Below are 24,081 nucleotides of genomic sequence, written 5' to 3'. Positions count from 1 at the left end.
ATAAGGCCTCCTCCTTCATTAAAAAGTGAATAACTAGTACTAATTTAGCATTTTTTTCAATAGTTTTCCACAGAAACCGAAGAAAAAAATTTTTTAATTACAATTATCCACATAATCGACAAATAAAAAAAAGAGAAAAACACAGCTGTCAAAAAAAGTTTTCCACACCACTAATGCACAGGTGGACAACTTGTAAAAATCACTAGATTTCCTCCTATACCTGTGGATAACAAATGTATATTTATCAATAGTTTAGGGACGAAATGCACAGGAAAATGCCTAGTTGTGGATTACTTTTTTTACACGTGTGTTTTCTGTGTAAAAGTGCCTCGTTATTATTTGTGGATAATTCCTGTGTATAACTTTTTCCACATGGGATTCCCATAGAAAAAAATAATCTTGTGGATAAGTTTTGACAATCGATCTTCTATTTTATATTGACAAAATCACTACTTTGTCGTTATACTATCAAAGTATGTCTGTGTTTATAAAATAGATAAGAACATTTTGGAGGTGGAATATATGAAAAGAACATACCAACCAAATAAACGTAAACGTCAAAAAGTTCACGGATTCCGTAAACGTATGAGTACTAAAAATGGACGTCGTGTGTTAGCTAGCCGTCGTCGTAAAGGAAGAAAAGTTCTTTCAGCTTAGGCCACTGGGGTTTCAGTGGTTTTTTTTATACTCTTTTTTAGGGAAATGATGAAAGGACAATCGTAATTATGGTATGATTATGAGCGTAAGTGAGAGATAGAAAAGGAAAGAAAACTAATGAGAAAAGCGTATCGAGTAAAAAAAGAACGAGAGTTTCAAGCCGTGTTTCATACGGGAGATTCTTTTGCTAACCGCAAATTCGTCGTTTACCGTTTGAAAAAACCGGGACAGCCTCATTTTCGAGTTGGTTTATCTGTAGGAAAAAAGGTCGGCAACGCGGTAAGCCGCAATGAAGTCAAACGAAAAATCCGAGCAGCAGTTTATTCTATAAAAGAAGAGATTGATCCGGAGTTGGATTTTATTGTGATTGCTAGACCAAGTGTGAAGGGGCTGACTTATGATGAGGTTCGCTCCAATTTAGTCCACGTCTTAAAACTTGCAAAAATAATCGACAGAGAGGAAAAGAGTAAGTGAAGAAATACAAACGTTTACTTTTGATGGCCGGTATCGTTAGTTTGGTCATCGTCTTATCCGGTTGCGGAACTGGGGAAGTCAGCGCACAAAGTACAGGAATTTGGGATCGTTATATTGTTTATTACTTTGCTGAGGCAATCAAGGCGTTGTCATTTGGTAATGCAGGAATAGGGATCATTTTATTTACATTAATCATCCGTGTGATCTTGTTGCCGCTGATGCATTTCCAAACAAAGAGCATGCGTAAGACACAAGAATTACAACCGAAATTAAAAGCACTGCAGCAACAATATAGTTCAAGAGACCCAGAAACACAAAGTAAATTAAGAGAAGAGCAACAGCGTTTATATGCGGAAAATGGAGTCAATCCATATGCTGGTTGTCTTCCTTTATTGGTACAAATGCCAATCTTGATGGCGTTATGGCAATCTATTTCCCGTGTACCTGAGTTGAAACAAGGCCATTTCTTATGGTTGAACTTAGGGAACGCGGATCCAACATTTATCTTGCCGATTCTAGCAGCAATCTTTACTTTTGCAAGTACGTATTTATCTAGCATGAGTCAGATTGAATCGAATGCATCAATGAAGATCATGAATTTCGTGATGCCTGTAATGATTTTAGTGATGGGTGTCAATTTAGCCAGCGGTCTTTCATTATACTGGGTGGTTTCCAATGCCTTCCAAGTTGTACAAACGCTGCTGATCAACAATCCTTTCAAAATTCGAAAAGAACGGGAAGAAGAAGCACGTAAAATCCGCGAAAGAGAACGTGCGTTGAAGAAAGCAAAGAGTCCTAAGAAAAAACGGAAATAATAGGGGAGGGAATGCTAATGCCGATTTATGAAGCTGCAACAATAGATGAAGCTGTCCAACTAGGTCTAGCTGATTTGGGTTTGGCCAAAGACCAAGTTGAAATCGAAATACTGGAAGAAGGAAAAAAAGGTTTCCTAGGAATGGGCCGAAAGAATGCACGGCTTTCGATCCAGCCAAGTATCAGCGAAAAAATTTCTGAAACAGTAGAACAGACGGTAGAAGAGATTTTAGAAGAAGAACCAACAGCTGAGATCGAGGTAGTCAACGAAACGATTCTTGAAGAAAAAACAGAAGAAGTAAGTGAGCTAGGTGATGAAGCAGCTTTAACGGAATTGGCAGTCTATCTTACTGAAATTTCAAAACAGCTTGATGCTCCAGCTCTTGTCAAAATGGAAAGAGAATCCAATAATATGGTCGTTTTCCATTTAGAAACACAAAAGCAAGGGTTACTGATTGGGAAACATGGAAAAACGTTGAATGCATTGCAATATCTGGCACAAGTCTTCATCCATCGTTTAGCAAGAAATAAGCTATCTGTAGTGGTCAATGTAGGCAATTACCGTGAAAAGCGCCAAGAGATCATTCAGCGTTTAGCTGATCGCACGGCTGAAAAAGTAAAACGGACAGGACAGCCTGTTTTCTTAGAACCAATGCCTGCCTTTGAACGTAAACAAATCCATGCTGCATTAAGTAAAGATGAACATGTAAAAACACATTCGGAAGGTGAGGAACCTTATCGTTACTTAGTAGTTGAACCTGCTAAAAAATATTATTGATTCCATTACTTTTTGAATAAATCACGTTGACAAAGTTTTTCAAACCAAGTATATTTTACTAGAAATCATTCTTATCAGAGTATACGATGAAGTAGTCACTAACTTTGATAGAAAAAAGCGGAACGAAACTGTTTTCAGTTTTGCTCCGCTTTTTTTGTGCCTATTTCATTTAACCAATCGTCGTTTGGATAAATTGGATCACTGTCCCATAAGCAAAAAGTTCCAGAAAATACTTTCCATCCCGATTTCTTTGCTGATACTCAAAATGACAGTTGATCACCGCGTTGGCACCATATTCAAGAACCTTCCTCTTTAATTTCCTCTTCGTTGTCAAGAAAAGATCCTCTTTGGGAAAAGCTGGGTCAAACAAATCAGCTTCTAAGCATTCCACAACAAAAACGATATCGCGGACGATATATTTTTGATTGATATTTCCTGTAGATAAAACAACATCGTTGATCCGAGGATCACTTTCTTCTTTCAATGCATCAGAGTTGAACTGGCTCACTCCTTTTCTCCTTTCAAAAACAAATAGTTTAGATAGCGTTACCATTTTAGTTTACCGTTTTTATGAAGAAAGAAAAAGTATGAATAGAAGAGAAACAATTATTTCTTTATTTTGAAAAAGCTAGAAAATGTACAGAAACCACAGATGTTATAATTAACTGGGTATTTCGTAGTCTTAAAAGTTGTTTTACTCAATAAAGGAAGGAAAAGGTATATAGAATGAGTACATTGACTGAAAAACAAGTAGCAGATTTGATCCAATCAGCCAATCGGAAGCGAAATCGTTATTTAAAAAGTGATATCTATGCGCGGGATATGTGCAGTCTTCTTCTGCAAAATTGGAACATGCGCGACAATGATACTTTTTTAATAGAAAAGCCACGTACAACTCCAACCATTGAATTTATGGCAATTTATCAGCAAATTCTCGATATTCATCCTGAAGAATTCGAAGGACGCGACAGCAAAAAAATCAAAGAATCCATTCAAAAAAGTATTTACGGATCTATTCATACCGAGTTGTTCAGTAACTATATCAATGAATTGAAAAACAATGATCAAGACAGCTTTTTAGTAGTACCCGTTTCATTTTACTTTCCAAGTTATCAATCTGCCGATTTAACAGGAAAATATGACGCTACAGTTATTATACAAAAACAAAACAACCAGATAAACGTGCAGATTTATGATAGGGTTCAAATAAGATCGATTCGTCCAGATAAACATGCGAAGAAAAAAAGTGTTCATAAAAATTCATGGGTAAAAGAAGAAATAGCAAAATTAACTCCTATATACAGATATGAACTGAATGATGTCCAATCACTAGTTGACGTTTTACGTGTAGGAAGGAATCATCACAATTGGCGGGAAAAAGCAGATCCTTTTCCCAAATATAAGAAGAGTTATTATATTTACAATAAATTAAGTAAGTGTGCAGAAATAGAAGGATATACCTCTCATGTAGGAACGATTCAATATGTAAAAAGTAACAGTGAAATCAAAAATATGAATGCGGCATTAAAATATGTGCTGGGAACAAAAACAGAAATTATGATCGACGGTAAAGAATTCTTTCAAACAAAATATAAAACGTTGTCTACTGAACGATTAAATCACACAATAAATGAGCTGATGTTCACACATTTGAAAAAAATAGGCTATGGGCAAGCGACAGAAAATTTCATTAGAAATGCTTATGAAGTCTATAAAGAAGCCAAAAGTCAGCGATCAGCTCTTGATGTGATTGATAAAATAGCACATAAATCAGAATGGGGAGGAATCAATAAGAATAATCATTGGACTATCCCCACTGAAATTAGAAAATCCATCGACCATACGCTTTGTTTTTCTTATGGACTGCCTTCTAGCGAAAATAAACAGAAAAGTTGTTATCATTTAACGCCTGTTGAAATTTGCTCTGTCAAAATAAAGTGTACGGAATCTAGGCAACAACAACTACACAATATTATCCGAAGAATATCAGCTCCTTCGTTTAGTACGGTGGTTGAACGACAAAGAAGACAACAAGAGCGTGGTGTTATAAGAGAAGTTTGATAAATAGGTCATTTTTCTTTTTAAAAGAAATGTTAAGATAGCGCTATCATATTTGTTTAGCTTCCCTTTTTTGAAAAAAGATAAATCCTTGCTTATACAGTATTGTTCATTTGGTAGAGAGAAAAGAAAGGAACGTTTAAAGATGGATCTTTTAGATGCAGCACAAGTAGAAAAGTTGATTCAATCGGCGGATAAAAAAAGAGAAAAGTACATAAATAGCGAAAAATATGTGCCAGAAATGTGCAGTGTGCTTTTACAAAATTGGAACATGATCGGAAATGATATTTTTTTTAAGACGAAACCCAGTACAAGCCCGACAATTGAATTTATGACCGTTTACCAACAAATCCTCAATGTTTACCCAGATGAATTCGAAGGTCGGGACATCAACAAAATCAAAGAATCCATTCAAAAAAGTGTTTATGGTTCAATCCATACAAAATTATTTAGAAATTACATCAATGAGCTAGAGAATAATCATAAAGATAGTTTTTTAGTTGTACCAGTTTCGATGTTTTATAAAGAAAAATGGTATTCATGGTTCAAAAATGGTCATGGCGTCACTTTTATCATAAAAAAAGAGCAAGATCGTCTGAACGTAGAAGTTTATGATAAAGCACAAATAAGAATGCACTATCCTGACAAAAGGGCATTGAAAAAAAAGATTCAAGAAAAGCTGTGGTTCGATCAAGAGACCCTGAAAATCACCCCAGTTTATGTCTATGAAGGAGTAGAGAAGAAAGGATTGGAAGAAGTGCTTCGAATAGGAAGGCAGCATCTTACCTTTAAAGAAAGAATCAATCCATTTGCTACAGCTAAAAGAACTTATCACATTTTAAACAAACTAAGTAACTGCACAGAAAAAGAATATAGTACGGATCATGTTGCTACTACTCAGTATGTTCAAGGAAACTGTGAAATAAATAATATGAATGCTTCTTTAAAATATATTTTGGGAACCAGAAAAGAAGTCACTATCCACGACAGAAACTTTTGGCAAACGAAATACAAAACATTATCGACAGAAAAATTCAATTATGTAATGAATGAACTAATGATCATGCACTTGGAAAAATCGGGATATGGTAAAGAAGAAGTGAGATATTTTATTTCAAAAGCCTATAATCATTATTTGGATAGAAAAAAAGAGCGAGAACAGCTTCCACTGGAGAATAAAAAAGTCTATAAAGTATTTTGGGGTGATAAATATAACAATGCAATTTGGACAATCCCATTTGTTCCTCGGAAAGAAGTAGTTCCTGAATCCCGTCACATAACAGGAGCGGAAATCAAAGCGATAAGAAGCAGGTGTGATGGATTTGATCAAAAAAAAGTAGAAACACTGCGTAAAATCATTATTGGTTCCAATTCAAAAATAAATCAAAGAACACAAAGAGACATCCAAAGTCAATTAAATGTAAGGTAATGGAATCAGGTGAGGTACAACTTCATATAACTTGTTTTAAACACTTGATTCCTTATGGCAAGTGTGATAACCTATGACCAGAATTTAATCAAGAACAAGCAGTCAAAGTGCGAAGTTCACCGTTTATTATACATAAAGGGTGGAGTGGGCACTTTTTTTGTGCGCAAAATGAAAAAGGAAGTGAAAAAATGGCTGAAATTACTTTAGAATTTGATACGATTGCGGCAATTTCTACCCCGCCTGGAGAAGGAGCAATCAGTATCGTTCGTTTAAGTGGCGATCAAGCTGTGCAACTAGCAGATAAAGTTTATCATTCTGGGAATAAACGACTATCAGAAGTACCAAGCCATACGATTCATTATGGACATATCGTTGATCCTAAGAGCGATCAGCTAGTCGATGAAGTCATGGTCTCCGTGATGAGAGCACCAAAGACATTTACGCGGGAAGATGTAGTAGAAATCAATTGTCACGGCGGAATCGTCGTAGTCAATCAAATTTTGCAGTTATTGTTAAGAGAAGGGGCAAGATTAGCTGAGCCAGGCGAATTCACAAAACGAGCATTCTTAAATGGTCGTGTTGACCTTTCACAGGCAGAAGCTGTGATGGATTTGATTCGGGCAAAAACAGACAAAGCAATGGGGTTAGCACTTAATCAGTTAGACGGCAATCTGTCTGCTTTGATCCGCTCATTGAGACAAGAGATTTTAGAGACATTAGCACAAGTAGAAGTAAATATTGATTATCCGGAATATGACGACGTCGAAGAATTGACTACGAAGTTATTGCTTGAAAAAGCACAGATGATCCAACAAAGAATCCAAGCACTACTTGCTACGTCCAAGCAAGGAAAGGTTCTGCGGGAAGGGCTAAGTACGGCGATCATCGGCCGGCCAAATGTCGGCAAATCAAGTTTGTTGAACCATTTGTTAAGAGAAGAAAAAGCCATCGTTACGGACATTGCAGGAACGACTCGAGATGTAATCGAAGAGTATGTCAATGTTCGGGGGGTACCGCTCAAGCTAATCGATACAGCTGGAATTCGGGAAACAGAAGATGTGGTGGAACGTATCGGGGTCGAAAGAAGCCGAAAAGCATTAGCAGAAGCAGACTTGATCTTACTTGTTCTAAACCAAAGCGAACCACTGACAGCAGAAGATGAACAATTACTGGAAGCGACAAGTGGATTGAAACGTATCATTCTTCTAAATAAAACAGATTTGCCAGCACAGTTGGAACAAGAAAAATTGTACAAATTGATCGAAAATGAACCAGTTTTTTCAATTTCCGTAGCTAAAAACGACGGACTAGATCGTTTGGAATCAGCTATTTCTGATTTATTCTTCAGCGGAGAAACAGGAGAAAGAGACGCTACTTATGTTTCCAATACCCGCCATATCGCATTGTTAGAAAAAGCTTCCCTGTCACTGGAAGAAGTCATTGCAGGTATTGATGCAGGAATGCCTGTGGATCTCGTTCAAATCGATATGACGCGTTGCTGGGACTATCTAGGAGAAGTTGTTGGCGACAGTGTACAAGATGAATTGATCACTCAATTATTCAGTCAATTTTGTTTAGGAAAATAAAAGGAGGAACAAACGATTGAAACATTATGAAGCAGATGCGTATGACGTAATCGTTGTCGGCGCAGGACATGCCGGTTCAGAAGCTGCACTTGCTGCTGCACGTATGGGCTCGAAAACGTTATTACTGACAATAAATTTGGATATGGTAGCATTCATGCCATGTAATCCTTCTGTAGGCGGACCAGCTAAAGGTGTTGTTGTTCGAGAAATCGATGCGCTAGGTGGAGAAATGGGTAAGAATATCGATAAAACCTATATCCAAATGCGTATGTTGAACACAGGAAAAGGCCCAGCTGTCCGAGCATTGCGAGCACAAGCAGACAAACATGCTTATTCAACAGAAATGAAACATACGATCGAAAAAGAACCAAATTTGACGCTAAGACAAGGAATCGTCGAAGAACTGATCGTCGAAGATGGTGTTTGTCATGGTGTAGTGACTTCCACAGGAGCGAGCTATCGGGCAAAAGCAGTTGTTATTACAGCCGGAACAGCACTTCGAGGAGAAATCATTATCGGTGAATTGAAATATTCATCAGGTCCGAATAACTCTCAACCTTCTATTGGACTAGCGAATCATCTAAAAGAACTTGGCTTTGCTATTGAACGGTTCAAAACAGGAACACCGCCTCGAGTAAAATCAAGTACGATCGATTATTCTGTTACAGAAGAACAACCTGGTGACAAAGAGCCGAATCATTTTAGCTTCAGCACACCAGATAGTGCCTATAAACTAGATCAAGAATCTTGCTGGCTGACCTATACAGGTGAGACGACTCACCAAATCATTCGAGACAACTTACATCGTGCCCCAATGTTTACAGGGATCGTTGAAGGGGTAGGTGCTCGCTATTGTCCATCCATCGAAGATAAGATCGTGCGTTTTGCAGACAAACCACGTCATCAACTATTTTTGGAACCAGAAGGCTTAAATACGGAAGAAGTCTATGTTCAAGGGTTATCCACTTCGTTACCAGAAGATGTCCAAGTCGACATGCTTCATTCCATCGCCGGTTTGGAAAAAGTAGAAATGATGCGTACAGGATATGCTATCGAATATGACGTAGTAGAACCACACCAACTCCGTCCGACATTAGAAACTAAAGTCGTTGAAAATCTTTATACAGCTGGACAAACAAATGGTACAAGCGGGTATGAAGAAGCGGCTGGACAAGGGCTGATTGCCGGTATCAATGCAGCTTTGAAAGTTCAAGGAAAAGAGCCTTTAGTGATCAAACGAAGTGATGGTTACATCGGTGTCATGATCGATGATTTGGTGACAAAAGGAACGAACGAGCCTTACCGTTTGCTGACTTCACGTGCTGAATACCGTCTGCTTTTACGTCATGATAATGCAGATTTGCGATTGACAGAAATGGGTCACCGTGTGGGCTTAGTAAAAGAAGACCAATACAAGGCTTATTTAAAGAAAAAAGAAGCAGTTGAACAAGAAATCAAACGTTTGATGAATGTACGGATCAAACCAACAGAAGAAGTTCAAGCCTTTTTAGCGACGATTAATGCGGCACCTCTAAAAGATGGCGTACTAGCAAGCGACTTTTTAAGACGCCCTGAGATTACTTATGCAGATCTTTTACGGTTTATTCCAAAGAATGAAGAATTAACACGAAAAGAAATCGAACAAGTAGAAATCCAAATCAAATATGAAGGCTACATCAAAAAAGCCATGGAAAAAGTAGAAAAATTAAAACGCATGGAAGCGAAAAAGATTCCAGAAAACATCGACTACGCAGCAATCAACGGATTAGCAACAGAAGCAAAACAAAAATTGCAGAAAATCCAACCAGAAACGATTGCCCAAGCTAGCCGGATCAGCGGAGTAAATCCTGCAGATCTAAGCATCTTAATGGTCTATATCGAACAAGGGAAGATTGCGAAAGTCAGTGAACCAGCGTAATACGTAATAATAAATAGAAGAGAGAACCAGTTTTTGCAGAAATTGCTCAAAGCTAGTTCTCTCTTCTATGTGTATTTTATAAGTGCCATAATAGAAAGAAAAAATCTATCGGCGTTTCTTACTTTTCAAATTTTTAAGAATCCATATGGAAGGATTGCATGTCTTGGAATTTTGCGTTAAAGTAGGGAGAGAATCTGTGAAACAATTGCTGTTTCACAATGAAAGGAATAATTATGATACCAGAAGAATTTCGCCAATCTTTGGCAGAAAAAGGGATAGAGCTTACCGATCATCAAATGGAACAATTTGCTATCTATTATCGGACATTAGTCGAATGGAACGAAAAAATGAATCTTACAGCCATTACGGACGAAAAAGACGTATACCTGAAGCATTTTTACGATTCGCTTACGTTAGCATTTGAAGTAGATTTTACGCAACCTTTATCTTTATGCGATGTCGGTTCAGGGGCAGGGTTTCCTAGCATACCTTTAAAAATTGCCTTTCCCGAATTGCAGATAACGATTGTTGATTCTCTGAATAAACGAATAACCTTCTTGTCTGAACTAACTCGATTATTAGGAATCGATGCTTCTTTATATCATGACCGGGCAGAAACATTTGGACAAAATCCTCAATTTCGTGCATCATTTGACCTTGTCACTGCTCGTGCAGTTGCTCGTTTGAATGTGTTAGCAGAATTGTGTTTGCCATTGGCTAAACAAGAAGGCTATTTTTATGCATTGAAAGCAGCAAAAAGTGAAGAGGAACTGACAGAAGCAAAACAAGCGATTGCTTTATTAGGTGGTAAATTCCTCAAAGAAGAGGCAGTTACCTTGCCGAAAGTCTCTGACCAACGGCATATTATCGTCATTCAAAAAAAGAAAATAACCCCAAAGAAATACCCAAGAAAGCCCGGTCTGCCTAATAAGCAGCCAATCAAATAGGAGGAGAAGAGATGGCACAAATAATATCTGTTGCGAACCAAAAAGGTGGCGTCGGCAAAACAACGACGACGGTAAATCTAGGTGCTTGTCTTGCCAGCCTTGGCAAAAAAGTATTACTAGTGGATATGGATGCACAAGGAAATGCTACCAGTGGTGTCGGGATCAGAAAACCCGATGTGACAAAAGACATCTATGACGTTCTAGTCAATGAATTGCCAATTGATGAGGCGACGTTGATCACTGAACATGAAAATTTGAGTATTGTGCCTGCGACTCTCCAATTAGCAGGAGCAGAGATCGAATTGACATCAATGATGGCAAGAGAATCAAGATTAAAAGGATCTTTAGCAGAAGTCAGCAGCCAGTATGATTATATTTTGATCGACTGCCCGCCTTCTCTTGGCCATTTGACAATCAATTCATTTACAGCAAGTGATTCGATTTTGATACCTGTTCAGTGTGAATATTACGCATTGGAAGGATTAAGCCAATTACTGAATACGGTTCGTTTAGTCCAAAAGCACTTCAATCCAGAATTGGAAATAGAAGGTGTCTTGCTGACCATGTATGATGCACGAACGAATCTGGGAAATGAAGTCGTAGAAGAAGTACGCAAATACTTCCGCGAAAAAGTCTATGAAACAATCATCCCAAGAAATATTCGTTTATCAGAAGCACCTAGTCATGGAAAACCGATCATCGACTACGATCCACGTTCTCGGGGAGCTGAAGTCTACCAAGCATTGGCAAAGGAAGTGGTAAGTCGTGAAGAAAAGTAAAGGATTAGGCCGAGGAATCGATGCATTGTTTCAAGATTTAGAAAACTTAGAGACGGTGGATGTAAAAGATGATACCGTGGTCCAGTTGCCATTGAATGAGCTGCGTCCAAATCCGTATCAGCCTCGTAAGACATTTGAAGAAGTATCTTTGCAAGAACTAGCTAATTCTATTGAACAATCAGGCGTCTTCCAACCAATCATCGTACGCCGTTCTGCAGTAAAAGGGTATGAGATCATCGCAGGGGAAAGACGTTTTCGAGCGTCCAAACTAGCTGAAAAAGAAACGATCCCTGCTATCGTCAGAGACTTTGACGAAGAAGCAATGATGCAAGTAGCCGTGTTGGAAAACCTGCAACGGGAAGATCTGAATCCATTAGAAGAAGCAGAAGCGTATGAAATGCTGATGAAAAATCTGAAACTGACACAAGCAGAAGTGGCTAGTCGTTTAGGAAAGAGCAGACCTTATATCGCCAATTATTTGCGCTTGCTTTCTTTACCAGATCTTGTTAAGGAAATGGTGCAAGATCAACGTTTATCTATGGGACAAGCTCGTACGCTGTTAGGCTTGAAAAACAAATCATTGATCTTGAAATTAGCCAATCGTGCAGTAACTGAAAATTTAACTGTCCGCCAACTGGAACAGATCGTTTCTGAGTTAAATCAAAACGATGGAAAAGAAAAGAAAAAAATCCCAAGGCTAGCAAAGGAAAAACCATATTATATCCGAGAAAGCGAAGATCGTTTGATGGATAAATTCGGTACGAGCGTAGCTATCCAAGAAAAAAACGGGAAAGGTAAGATCGAGATCGAATACCTTTCTCAAAAAGATTTGACACGAATTCTTGATATCTTGAATATTCAATTTGATGAAGAATAAACAAAAAGGAGGCTATTTTTATGTACGACTTGCACGATATCGTTGAAATGAAAAAACCTCACGCTTGCCAGACGAACCGCTGGGAAGTCATTCGAATGGGCGCAGATATCAAAATCAGATGTATGAATTGCGGACATATCGTCATGATGACCCGTCGAGATTTTGAAAAGAAATTAAAAAAAGTAATTGAAAAAAATGCAGAGAAAGAGTGAATAAATTTATGGCATTGACTGCTGGAATTGTTGGGTTGCCCAACGTAGGAAAATCAACTTTGTTTAATGCGATCACAAAAGCAGGAGCAGAAGCAGCAAACTATCCCTTTGCGACGATCGACCCTAACGTAGGGATGGTAGAAGTACCTGACTGGCGTTTGCAACGCTTAACAGAACTTGTACATCCGAAAAAAACTGTTCCGACGACTTTTGAATTTACAGATATTGCTGGAATCGTAAAAGGCGCAAGTAAAGGAGAAGGTTTGGGGAATCAATTCTTAAGCCATATCCGCCAAGTAGATGCTATTTGTCACGTCGTCCGCTGTTTTGATGATGATAATATCACTCACGTAGAAGGACGCGTCGATCCACTAGAAGATATTGATACAATCAACTTGGAACTAGTGTTAGCAGACTTGGAATCGATCAACAAACGCTATACTCGTGTAGCAAAAGTTGCTAAAACCAAAGATAAAGATGCCGTGGCAGAGCTAGCTGTATTGGACAAAATCAAACCTGTACTGGAAGAAGGAAAATCTGCTCGAACGATCGAATTCACAGAAGAAGAACAAAAAATCGTTAAATCACTATTCTTATTGACGACAAAACCAATTCTTTACGTAGCAAATGTATCAGAAGATGATGTGGCAGATGCAGATGCAAATCATTATGTACAAGAAGTGCGCAACTTTGCTGCAGAAGAAAATGCAGAAGTGATCGTGGTCAGTGCTCGTGCAGAAGAAGAAATCGCAGAATTAGATGAAGAAGACAAAGCGGAATTTCTAGAAGCTTTAGGAATCGAAGAATCAGGTTTGGATCAGTTGATCCGTGCCGCCTACGATTTGTTAGGCTTAGCTACTTACTTTACTGCTGGGGAACAAGAAGTACGTGCTTGGACATTCAAAAAAGGAATCAAAGCGCCACAAGCAGCAGGAATCATCCATTCAGATTTCGAACGCGGATTTATCCGTGCGGAAACTGTCTCTTTTGAAGACTTGGATCATTATGGAAACATGCATGCAGCAAAAGAAGCTGGGCGTGTTCGATTAGAAGGAAAAGATTATGTCGTACAAGATGGCGATGTAATGTTATTCCGCTTTAATGTGTAAAAGGGCTATCAAACTAGCTGTAGAATATGGTAGAATGTCTTTTGTGACGACCGTTGAGAAAAGGAACGGCTAAGGAGGACTATTAGATAATGGAACCAGAACAATTACGAGAAATCGTAAAAGAAAACAATAGTTTAGAAACAAAATTAACCAAAAGAAATCAACAGTACATTTTTGATTTGAAAAAATCTTTAGAAGCAGCGAATTTGTCTGAAGAAGAAAAAGTAAAAGCCCTTCATGACATTCTGCCTACTTTAGTTGCAGAACAAAAAGGCGGAAAAACAGCTCGCCAATTGTTCGGGACAGTCTCTGAAAGAACGGAAGCAATCATCAATAAACCAGCAGAAGTACAAAATACATCGACCCCTTTATTGATGTGGTTGGATAATACATTACTACTGCTTGGTCTATTAAGTATCATGATCGCGATTACCGGATTGTTTTCACGTGGAACAACGCCAGCTTATGGCTTCTCTACACTCGTTCTAGGTTCTGCAATCGGTGGCTGGGTCTTTTATATGATGTACAAGTACATCTATCAGTATGAATACCCAGGAGCAGATCGAAGCAAGAAACCAGGAATGGGTAAAACATTGCTTATCCTAGGTGGAACGACACTTCTTTGGGTCGTGCTGTTTTCTGCGACAACGCTATTGCCGCCAGTTATCAATCCAGTATTAGATCCGATAGTAGTTATCATCATCGGAGCAGCTGCTTTAGCCGTCCGTTACTACTTGAAGAAAAAGTATGGGATCATTGGAAGTTTATCCGTTCCAAGAAGATAAACCAGAAAGCAGAGCAGCAGCTTTACTAAATATTGAGAGGTAGTAAAGGACCTCATTCCGTTTATCCATAGTTAAATAATAGTAAGGGGCTGTGACAAAAGTCTTGTCGCAGCTCCTTTTTTCGAATAAACGGTGTTCTCCTACCAACTCCTCGGTCACAAATCACAATATTCAACAAACATGAGAAACTGTTTTTTGAAATTGCTCCTTGTGACTCGGAGCTGAACGGCAGGCTCACAACCTCTTCCTTAAACGCTGTTCAATCATCTGACCCTCGGCATTAGCTCAACAAACGGCAAAACATGAGGAACTATTTTTCCGTTTGTTTCTCTAATACTCAGGTCAAAACGCTGATTTCACAACCTCTTCCTTAAACGGTGTTCAAAAGCTTGCATCTGCGGTAATAAGCCCAACCAAACGAAAATAGGAGGAGCTATTTTTGTTTGGCCGTTCTTATTACTTGATGTAGGACAGCTTTTTCACAACCTCTCCACTAAACAGTGTTCAATCATCTGACCACTTCTGTCACCTTCTCTTTTAGTATATACACAGATGTAAGCGGTTTATATTGGTGTTCTATGAGAAAGCTAATTTGATTCCATGTAGATCATTGACTTAAATGAAAAAATCAATTATTTTAATAGATAAACTAAATTAGAGGAGTGGTACTAAAAATGTCCAACTGGGAAACAAAGTTCACGAAAAAAGGATTTACTTTTGATGATGTCTTATTGATACCAGCAGAAAGTCACGTGTTACCAAACGAAGTGGATATGAGCGTACAATTAGCTAAAAATATTAAGTTGAATATTCCAATCATCAGTGCAAGTATGGATACCGTTACCGACAGCAAGATGGCCATCGCTATGGCAAGACAAGGCGGATTAGGTGTGATCCATAAAAACATGACAATCAGCCAGCAAGCGGATGAAGTAAGAAAAGTCAAACGTTCTGAAAGTGGCGTCATCATTGATCCGTTCTTCTTAACGCCACAGCATCTTGTAGCAGATGCAGAAGAATTGATGAGCAAATACCGTATCAGTGGTGTGCCAATCGTTGAAACACTTGAAAACAGAAAATTGGTAGGGATCATTACAAACCGTGACATGCGTTTTGTAACAGATTACCACATGCCGATTGCTGATGTGATGACAAAAGACAACTTAGTGACTGCCCCAGTAGGTACCTCTCTAAAAGATGCAGAAAAGATTTTGCAAAAACATAAAATCGAAAAATTACCAATCGTTGATAACGAAGGTCGTTTAAGCGGATTGATCACGATCAAAGATATCGAGAAGGTGATCGAATTTCCAAATGCAGCAAAAGATGAACATGGTCGATTGCTTGTAGCAGCAGCTGTTGGTGTAACAAGCGATACATTCGAGCGTGCGAATGCTTTATTAGAAGCAGGGGTAGATGCAATCATCATCGATACAGCTCATGGACATAGTGCAGGTGTAATCCGAAAAATCCAAGAAATCCGTTCAACTTTTGCAGATGCAACATTGATTGCTGGGAACGTTGCGACGGCTGAAGCGACAAAAGCTTTATATGATGCAGGGGTGGATGTCGTAAAAGTCGGTATCGGACCAGGATCGATTTGTACGACACGTGTGGTAGCCGGTGTAGGTGTACCTCAGCTCACAGCTATCTATGATGCAGCATCAGTTGCTCGTCAATATGGCAAAGCGATTATTGCAGACGGAGGAATCAAGTACTCTGGTGACATCGTCAAAGCATTAGCTGCCGGCGGACATGCAGTTATGTTAGGCAGCATGTTGGCGGGGACAGATGAATCACCAGGTGAATTCGAAATCTTCCAAGGGCGTCGATTCAAAACATACCGAGGTATGGGTTCATTAGGCGCGATGGAAAAAGGTTCAAAAGACCGTTACTTCCAAGGTAGTGTCAATGAAGCAAATAAATTAGTACCAGAAGGAATCGAAGGTCGGGTTGCTTACAAAGGAAGTGTTGCAGACATTATTTTTCAAATGATCGGCGGTTTACGTTCAGGAATGGGTTATGTTGGGGTAGCCAATTTACAGCAATTACGTGATGAAGCGCAATTCATCCAAATGAGCGGCAGCGGATTAAAAGAATCACACCCTCATGATGTACAAATCACGAAAGAAGCACCAAACTATTCAGTTGAATCTTAAAAATACTAAAAAAGAGTGGTGACACAACATGTGTCACCACTCCTTTTTTTGAATAAACAGTGTTCCCTTGCCAACTCCGAATTACAAGTACGACATTCATAAAATATGAAGAGCTGTTTTTTGAAATTGCTCCTTGTGGTTTCGAGTGAAACGGCAGACTCATGACTTCTTTCTTAAACGGTGTTCAAAAGCTTGCATCTGCGGTAATAAGCCCAACCAAACGAAAAATAGGAGGAGCTATTTTTGTTTGGCAGTTCTTATTACTTGATGCAGGACAGCTTTTTCACAACCTCTCCACTAAACGGTGTTCTCCTGCCAACTCCTCGGTCACAAGTCACAATATTCAATAAACATGAGGAGCTGTTTTTTGAAATTGTTCCTTGTGACTCGGAGCTGAACGGCAGGCTCACGACCTCTCGATAAACGGTGTTCAAAAGTCAGTTTCTCGGTATTAAGTCCAATTTATGCAAAAATGTGGAAAGCCATTTTCACAAAATTTTTCTTAATACTCGAAACTAAGCGGCTTTTTCACAACCTCTTTATTTAATAACTTTCAGATTACCCATATAAGGAACGAGCGCTTCTGGAACTGTGACAGAACCATCTTCATTTTGGTAGTTTTCCAAAATGGCAGCTACTGTACGGCCAACCGCAAGTCCTGAACCATTCAAAGTATGAGCATAGTGGATTTTTCCATCATTATCGCGATAACGAATCATGGCGCGGCGTGCTTGGAAATCTTCACAGTTAGAACAAGAACTGATTTCACGATAAGTATCTTGTGCAGGAATCCATACTTCTAAATCATAAGTTTTAGCTGCAGAAAAGCCCATGTCTCCAGTTGATAAGGCCATTACACGATAAGGCAAATGCAGTTTTTTCAAGATATCTTCTGCATCAGCTGTCATTTTTTCCAATTCTTCGTAAGAATGTTCTGCATCCGAGAATTTGACCATTTCTACTTTATTGAATTGGTGAAGACGGATCAGTCCTCGAGTATCCCGACCGGCACTTCCAGCTTCAGAACGAAAAGCAGGACTTAGTGCAGTGAAATAAACAGGTAAATCCGCACCATCTAAAATTTCATCATTATAATAGTTAGTCAATGGGACTTCAGCTGTCGGAATCAATGTTAAATCAGTATTCTCCAATTGGAAAACATCTTCTTTGAATTTTGGAAATTGTCCTGTACCAAACATCGCTTTACTGTTGACGATATAAGGAGTGATCATTTCAGTATAGCCGTGTTCATAAATATGCTGATCAAGCATGAAGTTGTAGACTGCACGTTCTAATCGAGCGCCCAACCCTTTATAATAAACAAAACGGCTACCGGCTACTTTTGCGCCACGTTCAAAGTCTAAAATATCAAGATTTTCTGCAATTTCCCAGTGTGGTTTTGGTTCAAAAGCAAATGTACGTGGTTCGCTCCAACGACGGATTTCTACATTGTCCTCTTCATCTGATCCAACTGGCACAGAATCATGGGGAAGGTTTGGCAAAGTAGTGGCGATTTGTTTCAATTTTTCATCTACTTCAGCAATTTCGGTATCCAATGCCTTGATGTTGCCGCCGACTTCTTTCATTTCAGCGATTTTAGCAGAAGCCTCTTCTTTTGCACGCTTCAATTGAGCGATCTCAGCAGAAACGTCATTTCGATATTTTTTCAATTCTTCACTTTTGACTAGTAATTTGCGGCGGTTTTCATCTAGTTCCATGAATTCAGCTAATGTTTCTTTTTTAACGCCCCGAGTCATTAATTTTTCTTGTACTTCTTCGATATTTTGTCGCATCATTTTTACATCTAACATATGATTTCCTCCTTTTTGAAAATAAAAAAAGACTGATCCATCCCATTATTCTTGGGACGAATCAGTCTGAAATTCGCGGTACCACCCAAGTTCAGCATAAGCTGCACTTGTTGAACACATAACGGCTGTTGAACCGACCTTTCTTATTTCGAAAGGGCACGTAAACGAACTGGAACTTCCAAATTATCCTTTGCTGATTTGCACCTGCCATCAGCTCTCTGAAAAAGAATAAAGTGTACTGGGTTCTGTGTTTTTCATTTATTCTAATAATTGTAATAAGAATAGCGAATATTTCAGCTTTCGTCAATAACTTCCTGTGCATCAATAGGTAATTTTTCATTTTTCTTGATTGGAAGGTGCATGATGAAAGAAGTCCATTGCTTATCTGATTTTGCATAAATGTAGCCACCATGTAAAGCCACAATACTTTGAGCGATTGCTAAACCAAGCCCAGTTCCTCCAGTTGCTTGTGACCGAGATTCTTCTACACGATAAAAGCGGTCGAATAGATTATCGATTGCCTGTTGCGGGATCATTGCTCCATTATTTTTGACCGTTACAACAACTTCTGAACCGACACGTTCTACTTCGATCACGATCTTCGTTGCTCCTTTTCCATATTTCAACGCATTCGTCAAAAGATTATTGAAGACACGTACAAGTTTTTCTGTATCGCCATCCATGATAAGGGAATCTACTTTTGACTGCACAAGTATTTGGATATTTTTTTTAGAAGCTTCCAACTCAAAATCAGCTGCTAACTGTTCGATCAACTGGATCATATCAAAGGCAGAAAAATTTACTGGGACAGCAGGTTGGCGTACCTTAGTGTATTCAAATAAGTCGTCCACTAAAGATTTCATCTGCTTTGCTTTAATATAAGCGGTATGTGTATACTTTAAAAGATCTTCTTCTGAGTGATACTGACCATCTTCTATCAATCCTAGATATCCAATGATAGAAGTAAGAGGGGTACGGATATCGTGACTAACATTTGTGATCAATTCATCTTTTGATTTCTCGATTTTACGTTCGTCTTCAATCGCTGCTACTGTGCTATCTACCAATCCATTGATACTTGTTACAACTCGGCTTAAGTCACCACTAAGTTCAAAAGGGATACGATGATCATAATTTCCATTTGCGATGTAATGAAGTTCACTGATGATATGTCGTAATTGCATTTGGCGATATCTTCGAATCAAACGCCAATACAAAACACCGATATCTAATAGAAAGAAAAAGGGAATAATAAAGTTTCGACCGTTCCAAAATAAATCAGTGTTCAATCGTTCCGCAAAAATATTCTTTGAATCCCAAATCGCATTCGTCAAAGAAGGTGAACTATTGATTACCGAACTGATAACAACCAAAATAGAAACATTTAATAGAAGTAAAAGGATGATCGTGATGATTCCTTCCGCTAACAATTCGCTGATTTCTTTTGAAGTCAAGTTGATCCGACGGCGTTTTTCAGTTGCTCGTTTACTATCTTGCGTCAATTTTATAGCCCACTCCCCAAACGGTTTGAATGACTTTTTCACCACCAGTTGCTTCTTCGATCTTATCTCTTAAATGGCTAACATGAACCATGACAGTTTTAGCAGAGACAATACTTTCTTGTTTCCAAACACGCTCAAAAATTTCATCCGCGCTAAATACTCGATTAGGATGACTAGCAAGCAAGTAGAGGATACCGAATTCCAAAGCTGTTAACTGGATTTCTTTCCCATCGATTGTTTTAACTTCATGAGAGTCTTTATTGATGATTAATGCATTTACTTCTAATACATCAGGCTGATCTGGGGCAATCTGCATTTTTGTACGCCGTAATAAAGACTTTACTCTAGCCATTACTTCTAATGGATTAAACGGTTTGGTTACATAATCATCTGCACCAGCTACCAGTCCTTTGATCTTATCCATATCAGTAGTTTTTGCTGTCAGCATAATGATTGGGATTTGAGATTCTTTTCGCAGCTCTTTCACTACTTGCATCCCGTCCATCTCTGGCATCATGATATCTAAAATAAGTAATTCAATATCAGGGATTGTTCTGATTTTAGATAATGCTTCTTTCCCATCATAAGCCTTTACTGCTTCATAGCCTTCATTGTGAACATAGATACTTAATAATTCAACGATTTCTTTATCATCGTCAGCAATCAAAATTTTCATAAATAAATCCTCCAGAGTCATATTGTTACTATTATTCTAGCAAAAAAAAGCAGAAATAGATAAAAGCAGCACTTTGTTAAGGAAAATTTTAGAAGGTGAGAGATTTGATTCTCATAAATAGGACAAAAACATGAACGTTAAACTGAAAATAAAAGGATTTTTCGTTTTTTAAGGTTATAAAGACGAACAAAAATGAAGCAGTACTAACTAACGATCATATAAGCTGGAAATGTTGATAAATAAGCATTTTCTTATTGACTTTCGTATGTGATGTTGATATATTATTATTTGTTCAAAAGAACACCAATAACTTAAAATAATAAAAAATAAGTTATTGACATGTTGATAATGACATGATAAGATAACTGAGTAGTTAAAAAAGAACAGCTTGCGAAGCTTGATTCTATCGAAAAAAACTTCAAAAAAGTTCTTGACAAATAACAAACGATAAGTTATGATAAATGAGTTGCTGAAAGATTTCGAAAAACGAAATCGAAAAAACTTTTAAAAAAGAGTTGACAATCACTTGTTACTCTGATATGATATAAAAGTTGCTACGGCAGCCAAAAACAAATCGGAGAAACACTTCCGATGAAGTAGACCTTTGAAAACTGAACAAAGTAAGACAAACCAAATGTGTAGGGCGTCTTGATTCAATTCAAGACAACAAACATTTTTAACAAGCAAGCAATATGCTAGCAAACAAATTGAGCTTAACAATCGTAAGATTGTTCGAACTTTTTATGAGAGTTTGATCCTGGCTCAGGACGAACGCTGGCGGCGTGCCTAATACATGCAAGTCGTACGCTTCTTTTTCCACCGGAGCTTGCTCCACCGGAAAAAGAAGAGTGGCGAACGGGTGAGTAACACGTGGGTAACCTGCCCATCAGAAGGGGATAACACTTGGAAACAGGTGCTAATACCGTATAACAATCGAAACCGCATGGTTTTGATTTGAAAGGCGCTTTCGGGTGTCGCTGATGGATGGACCCGCGGTGCATTAGCTAGTTGGTGAGGTAACGGCTCACCAAGGCCACGATGCATAGCCGACCTGAGAGGGTGATCGGCCACATTGGGACTGAGACACGGCCCAAACTCCTACGGGAGGCAGCAGTAGGGAATCTTCGGCAATGGACGAAAGTCTGACCGAGCAACGCCGCGTGAGTGAAGAAGGTTTTCGGATCGTAAAACTCTGTTGTTAGAGAAGAACAAGGATGAGAGTAACTGTTCATCCCTTGACGGTATCTAACCAGAAAGCCACGGCTAACTACGTGCCAGCAGCCGCGGTAATACGTAGGTGGCAAGCGTTGTCCGGATTTATTGGGCGTAAAGCGAGCGCAGGCGGTTTCTTAAGTCTGATGTGAAAGCCCCCGGCTCAACCGGGGAGGGTCATTGGAAACTGGGAGACTTGAGTGCAGAAGAGGAGAGTGGAATTCCATGTGTAGCGGTGAAATGCGTAGATATATGGAGGAACACCAGTGGCGAAGGCGGCTCTCTGGTCTGTAACTGACGCTGAGGCTCGAAAGCGTGGGGAGCAAACAGGATTAGATACCCTGGTAGTCCACGCCGTAAACGATGAGTGCTAAGTGTTGGAGGGTTTCCGCCCTTCAGTGCTGCAGCTAACGCATTAAGCACTCCGCCTGGGGAGTACGACCGCAAGGTTGAAACTCAAAGGAATTGACGGGGGCCCGCACAAGCGGTGGAGCATGTGGTTTAATTCGAAGCAACGCGAAGAACCTTACCAGGTCTTGACATCCTTTGACCACTCTAGAGATAGAGCTTCCCCTTCGGGGGCAAAGTGACAGGTGGTGCATGGTTGTCGTCAGCTCGTGTCGTGAGATGTTGGGTTAAGTCCCGCAACGAGCGCAACCCTTATTGTTAGTTGCCATCATTTAGTTGGGCACTCTAGCAAGACTGCCGGTGACAAACCGGAGGAAGGTGGGGATGACGTCAAATCATCATGCCCCTTATGACCTGGGCTACACACGTGCTACAATGGGAAGTACAACGAGTTGCGAAGTCGCGAGGCTAAGCTAATCTCTTAAAGCTTCTCTCAGTTCGGATTGCAGGCTGCAACTCGCCTGCATGAAGCCGGAATCGCTAGTAATCGCGGATCAGCACGCCGCGGTGAATACGTTCCCGGGCCTTGTACACACCGCCCGTCACACCACGAGAGTTTGTAACACCCGAAGTCGGTGAGGTAACCTTTTTGGAGCCAGCCGCCTAAGGTGGGATAGATGATTGGGGTGAAGTCGTAACAAGGTAGCCGTATCGGAAGGTGCGGCTGGATCACCTCCTTTCTAAGGAATATTACGGAGACTACACAATTTGTTTTTACTTTGTTCAGTTTTGAGAGGTTTACTCTCAAACACTTTTGTTCATTGAAAACTGGATATTTGAAGTAAATGTAAGTAATACAAACCGAGAACACCGCGTTGAATGAGTTTTTTAATAAGTTCAATTGCTTATTTTCTTGATCTAACTTCTATCGCTAGAAGAAGGATCAAAACCCAACCGCAAGGTTGATAAGGTTAAGTGAATAAGGGCGCACGGTGGATGCCTTGGCACTAGGAGCCGATGAAGGACGGGACTAACACCGATATGCTTTGGGGAGCTGTACGTAAGCTATGATCCAGAGATTTCCGAATGGGGGAACCCAGCATCTTTAATAGGATGTTACGATTGTGTGAATACATAGCACATTCGAGGTAGACGCAGAGAACTGAAACATCTAAGTACCTGCAGGAAGAGAAAGAAAATTCGATTCCCTGAGTAGCGGCGAGCGAAACGGGAAAAGCCCAAACCAACAAGCTTGCTTGTTGGGGTTGTAGGACTCCAATATGGTAGTTCTTTCAGATAGTCGAATGACTTGGAAAAGTCAGTCAAAGAGGGTAAAAACCCCGTAGACGAAATGTGGAAGACACCTAGGAGGATCCTGAGTACGGCGGAACACGAGAAATTCCGTCGGAATCCGGGAGGACCATCTCCCAAGGCTAAATACTCCCTAGTGACCGATAGTGAACCAGTACCGTGAGGGAAAGGTGAAAAGCACCCCGGAAGGGGAGTGAAATAGAACCTGAAACCGTGTGCCTACAACAAGTCAAAGCCCGTTAATGGGTGATGGCGTGCCTTTTGTAGAATGAACCGGCGAGTTACGATTGCATGCGAGGTTAAGTTGAAGAGACGGAGCCGCAGCGAAAGCGAGTCTGAATAGGGCGTTTGAGTATGTAGTCGTAGACCCGAAACCATGTGATCTACCCATGTCCAGGTTGAAGGTGCGGTAAAACGCACTGGAGGACCGAACCCACGTACGTTGAAAAGTGCGGGGATGAGGTGTGGGTAGCGGAGAAATTCCAAACGAACTTGGAGATAGCTGGTTCTCTCCGAAATAGCTTTAGGGCTAGCCTCGGAATTGAGAATGATGGAGGTAGAGCACTGTTTGGACTAGGGGCCCATCTCGGGTTACCGAATTCAGATAAACTCCGAATGCCATTCATTCATATCCGGGAGT

19 protein-coding genes, 2 rRNA genes and 1 other annotated feature (1 of these 22 running past the window's edge) are annotated in these 24,081 nt (G+C 39.6%); of the genes, 17 read left to right on the top strand and 4 right to left on the bottom strand.

Going from position 1 to position 24,081, the window contains the following annotated elements; translation table 11 throughout:
- Window positions 1-522: 522 nt before the first annotated feature.
- From rpmH to jag, 4 genes are all read left to right on the top strand, one after another.
- Window positions 523-657, top strand: coding sequence for a 50S ribosomal protein L34 (rpmH, locus tag IGJ53_RS14190; RefSeq protein ID WP_002293121.1), 135 nt, complete (start codon window positions 523-525; stop codon window positions 655-657).
- Between the two features lie 117 nt (window positions 658-774).
- Window positions 775-1,131 carry a ribonuclease P protein component gene (gene rnpA / locus IGJ53_RS14185; RefSeq protein WP_002293120.1) on the top strand — a complete coding sequence of 119 codons (357 nt, stop codon included), beginning with the start codon at window positions 775-777 and terminating at the stop codon, window positions 1,129-1,131.
- Window positions 1,128-1,946, top strand: coding sequence for a YidC/Oxa1 family membrane protein insertase (locus tag IGJ53_RS14180; protein ID WP_010731690.1), 819 nt, complete (start codon window positions 1,128-1,130; stop codon window positions 1,944-1,946). Before rnpA ends, IGJ53_RS14180 begins: the two co-directional genes overlap by 4 nt.
- Window positions 1,947-1,963: 17 nt before the next feature.
- Window positions 1,964-2,722: an RNA-binding cell elongation regulator Jag/EloR gene (gene jag / locus IGJ53_RS14175; RefSeq protein WP_002293118.1), complete on the top strand. Its 759-nt coding sequence runs from the start codon at window positions 1,964-1,966 to the stop codon at window positions 2,720-2,722.
- A gap of 169 nt (window positions 2,723-2,891) precedes the next feature.
- Here jag and IGJ53_RS14170 read toward each other — a convergent pair whose 3' ends face one another.
- A complete protein-coding gene (locus IGJ53_RS14170; RefSeq protein ID WP_195670334.1) occupies window positions 2,892-3,275 on the bottom strand; it encodes a hypothetical protein in 384 nt (127 codons plus the stop codon).
- Window positions 3,276-3,448: 173 nt separating this feature from the next.
- On the opposite strand from IGJ53_RS14170, the gene IGJ53_RS14165 reads away from it, so the two are divergent.
- The 11 genes from IGJ53_RS14165 to guaB all read left to right on the top strand — a co-directional run bounded on the left by IGJ53_RS14165 (window position 3,449) and on the right by guaB (window position 16,581).
- A complete protein-coding gene (locus IGJ53_RS14165; RefSeq protein WP_010731688.1) occupies window positions 3,449-4,783 on the top strand; it encodes a hypothetical protein in 1,335 nt (444 codons plus the stop codon).
- Between the two features lie 142 nt (window positions 4,784-4,925).
- Entirely contained in the window at window positions 4,926-6,209 is a 1,284-nt protein-coding gene (locus IGJ53_RS14160; protein ID WP_010731687.1) for a hypothetical protein, read from the top strand.
- A gap of 188 nt (window positions 6,210-6,397) precedes the next feature.
- The gene (mnmE, locus tag IGJ53_RS14155) at window positions 6,398-7,795 is read left to right on the top strand and encodes a tRNA uridine-5-carboxymethylaminomethyl(34) synthesis GTPase MnmE (protein WP_010731686.1); all 1,398 of its coding nucleotides are present in this window, start codon (window positions 6,398-6,400) and stop codon (window positions 7,793-7,795) included.
- Window positions 7,796-7,811: 16 nt separating this feature from the next.
- Window positions 7,812-9,713: a tRNA uridine-5-carboxymethylaminomethyl(34) synthesis enzyme MnmG gene (gene mnmG / locus IGJ53_RS14150; RefSeq protein ID WP_438750507.1), complete on the top strand. Its 1,902-nt coding sequence runs from the start codon at window positions 7,812-7,814 to the stop codon at window positions 9,711-9,713.
- A gap of 233 nt (window positions 9,714-9,946) precedes the next feature.
- Window positions 9,947-10,660, top strand: coding sequence for a 16S rRNA (guanine(527)-N(7))-methyltransferase RsmG (rsmG, locus tag IGJ53_RS14145; RefSeq protein ID WP_010731685.1), 714 nt, complete (start codon window positions 9,947-9,949; stop codon window positions 10,658-10,660).
- Window positions 10,661-10,671: 11 nt separating this feature from the next.
- Entirely contained in the window at window positions 10,672-11,439 is a 768-nt protein-coding gene (locus IGJ53_RS14140) for a ParA family protein (protein WP_002293108.1), read from the top strand.
- Complete coding sequence (locus IGJ53_RS14135) at window positions 11,426-12,316, top strand: ParB/RepB/Spo0J family partition protein (protein WP_002293107.1); 891 nt, start codon at window positions 11,426-11,428, stop codon at window positions 12,314-12,316. The genes IGJ53_RS14140 and IGJ53_RS14135 overlap by 14 nt, the downstream gene beginning before the upstream one ends.
- A gap of 20 nt (window positions 12,317-12,336) precedes the next feature.
- Window positions 12,337-12,528, top strand: coding sequence for a DUF951 domain-containing protein (locus tag IGJ53_RS14130; RefSeq protein ID WP_002293106.1), 192 nt, complete (start codon window positions 12,337-12,339; stop codon window positions 12,526-12,528).
- A gap of 8 nt (window positions 12,529-12,536) precedes the next feature.
- Window positions 12,537-13,637, top strand: coding sequence for a redox-regulated ATPase YchF (gene ychF / locus IGJ53_RS14125; RefSeq protein WP_002293105.1), 1,101 nt, complete (start codon window positions 12,537-12,539; stop codon window positions 13,635-13,637).
- Window positions 13,638-13,726: 89 nt separating this feature from the next.
- The gene (locus IGJ53_RS14120; RefSeq protein ID WP_002309913.1) at window positions 13,727-14,422 is read left to right on the top strand and encodes a DUF1129 domain-containing protein; all 696 of its coding nucleotides are present in this window, start codon (window positions 13,727-13,729) and stop codon (window positions 14,420-14,422) included.
- 674 nt (window positions 14,423-15,096) lie between these two features.
- The gene (guaB, locus tag IGJ53_RS14115; protein ID WP_438750504.1) at window positions 15,097-16,581 is read left to right on the top strand and encodes an IMP dehydrogenase; all 1,485 of its coding nucleotides are present in this window, start codon (window positions 15,097-15,099) and stop codon (window positions 16,579-16,581) included.
- Window positions 16,582-17,120: 539 nt separating this feature from the next.
- Here the strand turns inward: guaB and serS are convergent.
- From serS to IGJ53_RS14100, 3 genes are all read right to left on the bottom strand, one after another.
- Complete coding sequence (serS, locus tag IGJ53_RS14110; RefSeq protein WP_010731684.1) at window positions 17,121-18,392, bottom strand: serine--tRNA ligase; 1,272 nt, start codon at window positions 18,390-18,392, stop codon at window positions 17,121-17,123.
- A gap of 49 nt (window positions 18,393-18,441) precedes the next feature.
- Window positions 18,442-18,647 (bottom strand) — a binding site (T-box leader).
- Between the two features lie 38 nt (window positions 18,648-18,685).
- On the bottom strand, window positions 18,686-19,894 hold the full coding sequence (locus IGJ53_RS14105) for a sensor histidine kinase (RefSeq protein ID WP_010731683.1): 1,209 nt from the start codon (window positions 19,892-19,894) through the stop codon (window positions 18,686-18,688).
- The gene (locus IGJ53_RS14100) at window positions 19,881-20,570 is read right to left on the bottom strand and encodes a response regulator transcription factor (RefSeq protein WP_002295268.1); all 690 of its coding nucleotides are present in this window, start codon (window positions 20,568-20,570) and stop codon (window positions 19,881-19,883) included. The genes IGJ53_RS14105 and IGJ53_RS14100 overlap by 14 nt, the downstream gene beginning before the upstream one ends.
- 739 nt (window positions 20,571-21,309) lie before the next feature.
- Between IGJ53_RS14100 and IGJ53_RS14095 the strand changes: the two genes are divergently transcribed.
- Together IGJ53_RS14095 and IGJ53_RS14090 are read left to right on the top strand one after the other, a co-directional pair.
- Window positions 21,310-22,870, top strand: a 16S ribosomal RNA gene (locus tag IGJ53_RS14095).
- Between the two features lie 229 nt (window positions 22,871-23,099).
- Window positions 23,100-24,081 (top strand): 23S ribosomal RNA (locus IGJ53_RS14090); it runs 1,933 nt beyond the window's last position.
- The 16S and 23S rRNA genes sit together here, the layout of an rRNA operon.

Origin of the sequence: Enterococcus sp. DIV1283b (assembly GCF_051710965.1) — a bacterium.
Classification (GTDB): Bacteria; Bacillota; Bacilli; order Lactobacillales; family Enterococcaceae; genus Enterococcus_B; species Enterococcus_B lactis.
The sequence above is the reverse complement of the archived record's forward strand: the minus strand, read 5'-3'. Positions and strand labels throughout refer to the sequence as shown.

Coding starts and splice junctions, on each gene's coding strand:
- rpmH (WP_002293121.1), top strand. CDS start 523: ATGAAAAGAACATACCAACCAAATAAACGTAAACGTCAAAAAGTTCAC.
- rnpA (WP_002293120.1), top strand. CDS start 775: ATGAGAAAAGCGTATCGAGTAAAAAAAGAACGAGAGTTTCAAGCCGTG.
- jag (WP_002293118.1), top strand. CDS start 1,964: ATGCCGATTTATGAAGCTGCAACAATAGATGAAGCTGTCCAACTAGGT.
- IGJ53_RS14170 (WP_195670334.1), bottom strand. CDS start 3,275: ATGGTAACGCTATCTAAACTATTTGTTTTTGAAAGGAGAAAAGGAGTG.
- IGJ53_RS14165 (WP_010731688.1), top strand. CDS start 3,449: ATGAGTACATTGACTGAAAAACAAGTAGCAGATTTGATCCAATCAGCC.
- IGJ53_RS14160 (WP_010731687.1), top strand. CDS start 4,926: ATGGATCTTTTAGATGCAGCACAAGTAGAAAAGTTGATTCAATCGGCG.
- mnmE (WP_010731686.1), top strand. CDS start 6,398: ATGGCTGAAATTACTTTAGAATTTGATACGATTGCGGCAATTTCTACC.
- rsmG (WP_010731685.1), top strand. CDS start 9,947: ATGATACCAGAAGAATTTCGCCAATCTTTGGCAGAAAAAGGGATAGAG.
- IGJ53_RS14140 (WP_002293108.1), top strand. CDS start 10,672: ATGGCACAAATAATATCTGTTGCGAACCAAAAAGGTGGCGTCGGCAAA.
- IGJ53_RS14130 (WP_002293106.1), top strand. CDS start 12,337: ATGTACGACTTGCACGATATCGTTGAAATGAAAAAACCTCACGCTTGC.
- ychF (WP_002293105.1), top strand. CDS start 12,537: ATGGCATTGACTGCTGGAATTGTTGGGTTGCCCAACGTAGGAAAATCA.
- IGJ53_RS14120 (WP_002309913.1), top strand. CDS start 13,727: ATGGAACCAGAACAATTACGAGAAATCGTAAAAGAAAACAATAGTTTA.
- guaB (WP_438750504.1), top strand. CDS start 15,097: ATGTCCAACTGGGAAACAAAGTTCACGAAAAAAGGATTTACTTTTGAT.
- serS (WP_010731684.1), bottom strand. CDS start 18,392: ATGTTAGATGTAAAAATGATGCGACAAAATATCGAAGAAGTACAAGAA.
- IGJ53_RS14100 (WP_002295268.1), bottom strand. CDS start 20,570: ATGAAAATTTTGATTGCTGACGATGATAAAGAAATCGTTGAATTATTA.